Source organism: Rhodococcus sp. IEGM 1341, assembly GCF_030056895.1.
GTDB lineage: Bacteria > Actinomycetota > Actinomycetes > Mycobacteriales > Mycobacteriaceae > Rhodococcoides.
Genome location: NZ_JASHKV010000020.1, coordinates 1 through 7,506, shown reverse-complemented (window position 1 = coordinate 7,506; position 7,506 = coordinate 1). Strand labels below are relative to the sequence as shown.

Here is a 7,506-nt window from a genome sequence, read left to right as displayed (position 1 = left end):
ATCGCAAACATCCCTAATGATCAGGCCCGTTGCGACCACCGCTCGAATCCGCCCGACCCCTGCTACGAGTTTCCGCTCACCTGCGCGCAGCGCTCACACCGCACTCATCGACTCCCAGGTCGGCCAGTCGATGGCCCAGTCGTACAGGTCGCCGTCGGCTGCCGAGAGGTCGATGCGCGTTCCGGTGACCTCCACGGGATCGCCGTACATCGCCGTCTGGAAGTACTGCTGAGCGTCGGCGTCGGAGAGGTTGATACACCCGTTGGTGACGTTCGACGCGCCCTGCACACCGGTGGTCAGCGGATTGGCGTGGATGAATTCACCGTTGTTGGAGATGCGCACCGCCCAGCGTTCGCGGACGTTCTCGTAGAACGGAGGGTTGGACATCAGGAAGTCCTCGTGCTTCTCGGTGACGACGTGGATGCCGCTGCGGGTGACGTTGCGGTCCTCGTTGCCCTCGCCGTAGCTGACGGGAATGTCCATGATCGTCGCGCCGTCACGCACCACCTGCATGCGGTGGCTGGTCGCGTCGGCGATGACGACCTGACTGCGTCCGATGCTGAAGTTCAGGGTGACGTCGTCGGCACCGTAAGCGCCGCCGCCGTAGTTCACGCCGTAGAGCTTGGCGACCACCGAGACCGTCGTGCCGGGAGCCCAGTAGTCGGTGGGACGCCAGTGCACGCGCGAGCCGTTGTCGTCCGGGAACCAGGCCCACGCGCCGGGCGTCGGCGGGTTGGTGGTCACCGTCAACGCTTTCTCGACGGCCGCCTTGTCCTCGATCGCCGAGTCGAACTGCAGAATGATCGGCGCAGCGATGCCGACTTCCTGGCCGTCGCCGATGTTGGTACTCACCGACGTACGACTGTCGGGTTCGACGGTGGTGAAGGCCCCGGTGATGTCGACGGTCTTGTTGTCGCTGCCGAGGGCGGTGCCGGACCACGTGTACTGCACGCCGTAGCCGAGGGGCTCGGTGACGGCGTACGAGGTCTTGTCGGGCGAGAGCGCGCCCTGGACGACCTTGCCGTCGGGGTTGGTCAACGCCACCTGGGTGAGCGTTCCGTCGGCGACCGAGACCGAGATGGGCGCGACGGGACTGACGTCGACGGCACCTGCGACCGGGTTCTCGGTGACCTGGGCGACGGGAGCTGCCTCGGTGGTCGGGGCCGCGGCACCCGAGTTGCCATCGCCCGATCCGACGGTGCAGCCTGCCACGAGTGCCACCAACGCGACGAGCACGGCGATCAACCACACCGTGCGCGTCCGTTTTGTCTGTTCTACCTGCTCATGCACGTTGTCCAACGTACCTGCGTCTGCGAACTACCCCGATTTTTGGGGGCAGTCTCACAGGTGCAGGAGTGGAGCCTGCGGAATGACTCAGAGTTTGCGCGTGCGCAGTTCGTGGCCTTTCGAGGTGAGGCAGCGGCCGGTCTCGAGGTTCCAATCCCATCCGTGCAGGTTGCAGGTGAGCTTCTTTCCCTCGACGATGCCGAACTTCGTCAGGTCCGCCTTCAGGTGCGGGCAGCGGCGTTGGATCTCGTAGCCGCCCATCGTGATCGTGGCGGTGTCGTCGTGCGCCTCGGAGAACCAACCGTCTGCGTAGGCGATGCGCTCGTCGGTGAGGCACTTGAAGAACGTGTAGAGAAACTCGTTGTAGCCGCCCACGCGTCGGGCCCGGAAGCGGGTGGACAGGAAGATCGAGTTGACCCAGTCCGGCTCCTGGTCGCGTATGGCGGTGCGTACCAGCTCCGGCGGGATGGTGAAGCTGTAGCGGAACTTCTCGTCCGAGATCGGTTCGCGCACAATTCTTTTCGGAAAGTCGAGCACGACGGTTTCGTCGCCCATCGTGATTCCGACGGGGTAGCCGATGCCGTCGCAGATCAGATCGGTCTGGGCCATGATCGGCTCGAACAGGCCTCGCATCGGCTCGAGCAGTGGCTCGCCCTCGGCCGGAGCCCAGGCTGCCTTCTCGGCAGCGATGACCGACGCCTGACGCTGGGCGTAGGCCTCGATGTAGTCGGCCTTGCCGGTGGTGAAGATGGCCTCGGCCTCAGCGGTGGGGATCGGGTGCTCGTGGGAGATCAACTCGGAACCGTCGAACGTCGCGGCGGTGCCCGGCATCATCAGCAGGCCCTTGTCGTGCCCGTGCAGTCGCATCTGCTCGAGGAACACCATCTGGTCCGGGAACACGTTGGCAGGGTCGCCGTAGACGTCGTTGAGCGAGCGCAGCTCGTCGTCGAGGAAACACGGCGGGCCCGCGGACGGAATCACCCACGTCGAGCCGACCTGCTCGATGTACTGGCGCGCCCGATCCATCTGGCGCTGACGCTTCTGGATGCCGAAGTTCTTCTTCGCGCGCGAGACCATGTCGTAGACCATCGGGTACCAGATCGCGCCCGAGTACTGCAGCATGTGCACGTCCACGGGACCGAAGTTCTCGGTCATCACGTCCAGGTCCACCGGCCTCGCGTCGTTCATGTTGAACGCGACGGTCTTGCCGTCCGAGACGACCAGACCCGAGTCGCCGATGGGACCGTCGGCGGGCGCACGCAGCGCGATGATCATGATGTCGAGATCGCCCTTGGGCCCGGAGATCGTGTGCTTGACCGAGTCCGTCGTCTCGTAGAACTTGTGGAACCCTAGCTTCTCTAGCTCGTGCTTGAGATCGAGCACCGGGTAATCCGGCAGCAGAACCGTGGCGTCCTTGTTGACGTGCTCGGCCAGGTTCTTCGGGTCGAAGTGGTCCTTGTGCAGGTGCGAGACGTAGAGGTAATCGCAATCACCCAGGGCGTCCCAGTCCAGGCCCGAGTTGTCGGGAAACGGGAACCACGACGCGTAGAACGACGGGTTCACCCACGGATCGCACAGGATGCTTCCGGCGTCGGTCCGAATATGGAATCCCGCATGTCCCACGCTGGTGACCTGCACTGATTTACCTCCTACGAGCTTTCACTTGCAAAGCTCCATCGTATGCGCCGTTTCGACCTGCCCTAACCGAGCGCGCAGTTGACGAGGTCACACTCGGGCGTGAGCGTGACGCCGAACTTCTCCTGCACGCCGTCTCGCACGTGCGCAGCCAGCGCCATGATGTCCGACGCGGTGGCCCCACCCCTGTTGGTGACGGCCAGCACGTGCTTGGACGACAACGCCGCAGTGCCGCGCCCGAATTCGGTGCCGTAACCGCGCGGAAAGCCCGCATTCTGGATCAGCCATGCGGCCGGAATCTTGGTTCCCGCGGGGTCGGGGAAGCTGGGCGCGTGCGCAGCGGCCTCGGGCACCTCGGGCAGTACCGGGTTGAGGAAGAACGATCCGACGCTCCACGTGTCGTGATCGCTCGCGTCGAGCACCATCCCCCGCTCGCCGCGCAGAGCCAGCACGGCCGCGCGCACGTCCGGCACCGGTACGACGTCGCCGATCTGCACATCGAGTCGCTCCGACAACGCCGCGTAGCGCACCGGAAGCGACTCGGTCGTCTTCTTCAGCGCGAACGTCACATCCAAGATCACGTACCGCGAGGACCGCTTGAACACCGACGACCGATGCGTTCCGAATCCGCACTGCTCCGGCGTCCACACCGAAGTCTCCTCGCTCTCACGGTCGTAGACGGTGAGAGCGTGCAACAACTCCGACGTCGACGCGCCGTACGCGCCCACGTTCTGGATGGGCGTCGCGCCGGTGGTTCCGGGAATGCCCGACAGCGCCTCCATGCCGGACAGTCCCGCATCGATCGTCGCCTGCACGACGGCATCCCACTCGACGCCGGCGTCGACCGTGACGATCTCGCCGTCGATCTCCAGCCGCGAACCGGTCACCCGAATCACCCGGCCGTCGAACCCCTCGTCGCCGACGACCAGATTGGATCCACCGCCGACGACCAGCACGTCCGTCCCCGCGCGATCCGCGTCGCGCACGAGGGAGACCAACTCGTCGCCCGTCGTCGCGACGCAGAATTCACGGGCCGGGCCGCCCACCCGAATGGTGGTGAGCTCCGAAATTGCAGTAGGCACGGACTCTCACGCTACCGGTCGCACACAAGCGTCGGACCCACCCGGTAACCTGCGGGGATGCCTCGCCCCATTGAGCACAGCTCGACTGTGCCCGCCTCCGCCGACAAGGTCCACGCCGCACTGACGTCCGAGCAGTACTGGAAGGACCGCATCGAGCAGATCGGCGGCCCCAGCGCAAGCGTGAAGAGCATCACCGTCGGCGACGGCACCATCGACGTCGTCATGACCCAGGCCGTCCCCGAAGAGGAGTTGCCGGCCGCGGTGACTGCGTTCAAGAAGGGCGACCTCATCATCGAACGCACCGAGAGCTGGGGACCGTTCGACGGTACCCACGCCGCCGGCACCTTCGGAGCGACCGTCGAAGGCGCACCGGCCCGCATCACCGGCACCACCACGCTCGACGCCACCGGCGACACGACGACCATCGCGCTGGCCGGCACCACCGAGGTCAAGGTCCCGATCTTCGGCGGCAAGATCGAAGCGATGATCAGCGAGCAGGTGCTCTCGCTCATCGACAACGAGCAGGACTTCACCGGTAACTGGATCGCCGCGCAGGGCAACGGCTAGCCTGGCGCACTATGGCTCGCCGAATGAACTACTCCGCCCGGTTCACCCACTCGACGCAGCAGGTCTATGCAGCGCTCTCCAGTCGCGATCACTGGGATGCGCGGATCGAGGAGATGCGTAAGTACTCGGAGAACGAGCTGAAGAGCTTCGAGGTGTCCGACGCCGGAATCGACATCGTGATGCACCACGTCATCCCGCGCACCGAATTGCCCGACATCGCGCAGACGGTGATGAAGAAAGACATGGTCATCACCCGCAACGTGCACTTCGACGCCTACGAGGAAGTCACCGCGGGCCACTACGACGCGTCGATTCCGGCCGGACCCGGCTCACTGAAGGGCACCACCTCGCTCTTCCCCACCAACGGCGGTTCGACGCTGCGCACCTCCTCCGAGGCCAAGGTCTTCCTGCCGTTCATCGGCGGCAAGCTCGAGCAACTCATGCTCGTCAACCTCATCGACCTGTGGCGCGGCGAAGGCGAAGTAACCGCCGACTGGCTCGAAAAGAACGCCTAGCCCTGAGCCCAGTTCACAAAGGTCGTTCCGCAGGCTCCACTCCCCATCTGGGTCGTTCCGCAGGCTCCACTCCTGCCCCTCAGGGCGTCATCACCCGCGGCACCACCGGCATCAATCGGCTGCGTCGTAGTGACCGGTGGCTGATGCACAGTCCCGATGTTCGACGCGTACTGCAGGGCTCGCCCGATCCCCTCGTCGTCGACCTCGGGTACGGGGCGATGCCGAACACGACCCTCGAGCTGGCCGGGCGGCTGCGCACCGTCCGGCCCGATCTTCGAGTCACCGGTCTGGAGATCGACCCCGCACGCGTCGTTCCGGGGAGTGACGGCGTCGAGTTCGCCCGCGGCGGTTTCGAGCTGGCGGGATTGCGCCCCAACCTGGTCCGGGCGTTCAACGTACTGCGGCAGTATCCCGAGGACGCGGTACCTGCTGCCTGGCAACGCATTCTGTCGGGCCTGGCACCGGGCGGCCTGCTGATGGACGGCACCTGCGACGAGCTCGGTCGACGCTGCGCCTGGGTGTTGCTCGACGCCGATGGGCCACGTTCACTGACGCTGGCGTGGGATCCGTTCGACGTCGAGATGCCGTCGGACATCGCGGAGCGGCTACCGAAGGTGTTGATTCATCGCAACATCGAGGGTGAGCTCGTGCACGATCTGCTTCGACGGGCCGACAGAGCGTGGTCGGTGTCGGCACCGCTGGCACCGTTCGGGCCTCGAATTCGATGGCGCGCGGCCATGAAAGTGCTTGCCGACCAAGGTCTTCCGATCACACTCCCCCGCCGACGAATGCGAGACAACGTGCTCACGGTCCCGTGGTCCTCGGTCGCACCTACACCGTGAATCGGGTGCAACTGACCGCGGTGAGCGCGGTCAGCTGCACCCGATTTCGCGGCTACGTACAGGCGGACAGTGCCAGACGCGTTCGGCCACTCGATCGGTGCTGTTTCCGGCCTCGGTGTACAGCGTGTGCGGGTCGACGCGACCGATCGCGACGGCGTCGCACACCACCTCGTCGAGGGTGATCTGCGAGATGCCACCTGCGGCGAGGTCGAGCACCGTGCGCACCGGGGTGGTGAGGTTGAACGTGCCAGCCGATTCGACGTCCCGTGGCTCGAGCCTCAGACGATGAACCGCCAGCCTGGTGTCGGTCAGTCGTAGGTCGCCGAAGGCGCAGACGTGCACGAATTGCGGGTGAAGGTGCCCGAATCCGTGTAGCTCGGCCGCACTCTGGTGCGAGATCACGGCCTCGCCGCCGAACCAGGCGCACCACATGGCGAACACTTCGAGTTCGCTGTGGGGCCACTGGCCGAGTCGGAACAGGTTGCGCTCGACGCGAGTCCACGTGTTCGTGGCCAGATTGACGCGCACCATCGCAGAATCGAAGCCGAGCTCAGCGGCCTGCTCGGCAGTGAAATAGCCGTCCTGACGAGTGGCCAACGAGTGCAGCTCGTGCACGCTCGGTCCTGTCGTACTCATAACGCAAGAGTACGTCACAATGTGTTACAGGTCACAAACTTTGGTACCGGCTACACAGGTTCGGCGAGTTTCACAGAGCTTGCTCAGAATCATCGGGAAGACTGCCAGGAATGTCATCCACAGCCAGGCGCAGCACAGCACCGCTGATCGCAGTCTCCGTCGTTGTCGTCCTCCTCGTCGCCGTCATCGGTGGCGAGTTGTTCGTGCGTCAGCAGATCAAATCCTGCCTCGCCGGTCAGCTCGAATCCGAGCTCGGCAGCCAGGTCGAGGTCGGTCTCGGCTTGAAGCCGGTCCTGCTCTCACTGGTGGACAAGAAGGTCTCCTCGGTGACCGTCGACAGCAACGACGCACGCTTCGGACCCGCCGAGGGCATGGTCGTTCAGGCCGAGGCACGTGACCTGAATCTGACGCAGACCGCCGACTCCGGCGGCACCATCGGCAGCTCGAGTGCGGACATCTCGTGGTCCACCGACGGCATCACCCGCACCCTGCAGAGCCAGGGCATCGGCGCGATCGTCTCCGGCGTCACCTCGGACGCCTCGGCGGGCACCCTCGACTTCGCCGTCGGCGCTCTGGCGAATCTGACCGTCAAGCCGGAGGTCGTGGACGGCAGAGTCGACGTCCAGACCGTCGACGCGTCGATCCTGGGTCTCGGCATTCCCACCGATCTGGTCGACTCGGTCGTCGGCGTGCTGACCGACAGCCTGCAGGCCTACCCGCTGGACATGGCTCCGACGTCGCTGACCGTCACCGACAGCGGCATCGAGCTCACCCTCGAGGGCGGGCAGTACACGATTCCGGTCACCCAGCAGGATCAGAGCCAGCCGACTCCCGAGGGTTGCTCGCTCGTCGCGTAACCCATGTGAGTGGTAACTCGTACCAGGGTACGGGCGGATTCGAGCGGTGGTCGCAACGGGCCTGATCATTAGGGATGTTTGCGAT

Annotated in this window: 8 protein-coding genes; 4 read left to right on the top strand and 4 right to left on the bottom strand. The window is 65.2% G+C overall.

All coding sequences use genetic code 11. The annotated features are described in order from the left end of the window. Positions 1-93: 93 nt before the first annotated feature. From QM615_RS22310 to QM615_RS22300, 3 genes are all read right to left on the bottom strand, one after another. Entirely contained in the window at positions 94-1,290 is a 1,197-nt protein-coding gene (locus QM615_RS22310; protein ID WP_269595146.1) for a L,D-transpeptidase, read from the bottom strand. An 84-nt stretch (positions 1,291-1,374) separates the two neighbouring features. After that, positions 1,375-2,925 (bottom strand): MBL fold metallo-hydrolase, encoded by a 1,551-nt coding sequence (locus tag QM615_RS22305; protein ID WP_269595145.1) that lies wholly within the window; start codon positions 2,923-2,925, stop codon positions 1,375-1,377. A gap of 62 nt (positions 2,926-2,987) precedes the next feature. After that, on the bottom strand, positions 2,988-4,004 hold the full coding sequence (locus tag QM615_RS22300) for a UDP-N-acetylmuramate dehydrogenase (protein ID WP_269595144.1): 1,017 nt from the start codon (positions 4,002-4,004) through the stop codon (positions 2,988-2,990). A 57-nt stretch (positions 4,005-4,061) separates the two neighbouring features. Between QM615_RS22300 and QM615_RS22295 the strand changes: the two genes are divergently transcribed. The 3 genes from QM615_RS22295 to QM615_RS22285 all read left to right on the top strand — a co-directional run bounded on the left by QM615_RS22295 (position 4,062) and on the right by QM615_RS22285 (position 5,928). After that, positions 4,062-4,571, top strand: a complete 510-nt coding sequence (locus QM615_RS22295) for a DUF2505 domain-containing protein (protein WP_269595143.1) — start codon at positions 4,062-4,064, stop codon at positions 4,569-4,571. 11 nt (positions 4,572-4,582) lie between these two features. Next, complete coding sequence (locus QM615_RS22290; protein ID WP_032380350.1) at positions 4,583-5,086, top strand: DUF2505 domain-containing protein; 504 nt, start codon at positions 4,583-4,585, stop codon at positions 5,084-5,086. Positions 5,087-5,229: 143 nt separating this feature from the next. Then, positions 5,230-5,928, top strand: coding sequence for a class I SAM-dependent methyltransferase (locus tag QM615_RS22285; RefSeq protein ID WP_283347932.1), 699 nt, complete (start codon positions 5,230-5,232; stop codon positions 5,926-5,928). A 30-nt stretch (positions 5,929-5,958) separates the two neighbouring features. Here QM615_RS22285 and QM615_RS22280 read toward each other — a convergent pair whose 3' ends face one another. Further along, entirely contained in the window at positions 5,959-6,564 is a 606-nt protein-coding gene (locus QM615_RS22280) for a type IV toxin-antitoxin system AbiEi family antitoxin domain-containing protein (protein WP_283347931.1), read from the bottom strand. A gap of 110 nt (positions 6,565-6,674) precedes the next feature. Between QM615_RS22280 and QM615_RS22275 the strand changes: the two genes are divergently transcribed. Then, the gene (locus tag QM615_RS22275) at positions 6,675-7,421 is read left to right on the top strand and encodes an LmeA family phospholipid-binding protein (protein ID WP_068046137.1); all 747 of its coding nucleotides are present in this window, start codon (positions 6,675-6,677) and stop codon (positions 7,419-7,421) included. The last annotated feature ends 85 nt before the right edge of the window (positions 7,422-7,506 follow it).

Bases quoted from the DNA above. Each gene is read 5' to 3' on its own strand.
- QM615_RS22280 (WP_283347931.1), bottom strand. From the start codon at position 6,564: ATGAGTACGACAGGACCGAGCGTGCACGAGCTGCACTCGTTGGCCACT.
- QM615_RS22285 (WP_283347932.1), top strand. From the start codon at position 5,230: ATGCACAGTCCCGATGTTCGACGCGTACTGCAGGGCTCGCCCGATCCC.
- QM615_RS22275 (WP_068046137.1), top strand. From the start codon at position 6,675: ATGTCATCCACAGCCAGGCGCAGCACAGCACCGCTGATCGCAGTCTCC.
- QM615_RS22295 (WP_269595143.1), top strand. From the start codon at position 4,062: ATGCCTCGCCCCATTGAGCACAGCTCGACTGTGCCCGCCTCCGCCGAC.
- QM615_RS22290 (WP_032380350.1), top strand. From the start codon at position 4,583: ATGGCTCGCCGAATGAACTACTCCGCCCGGTTCACCCACTCGACGCAG.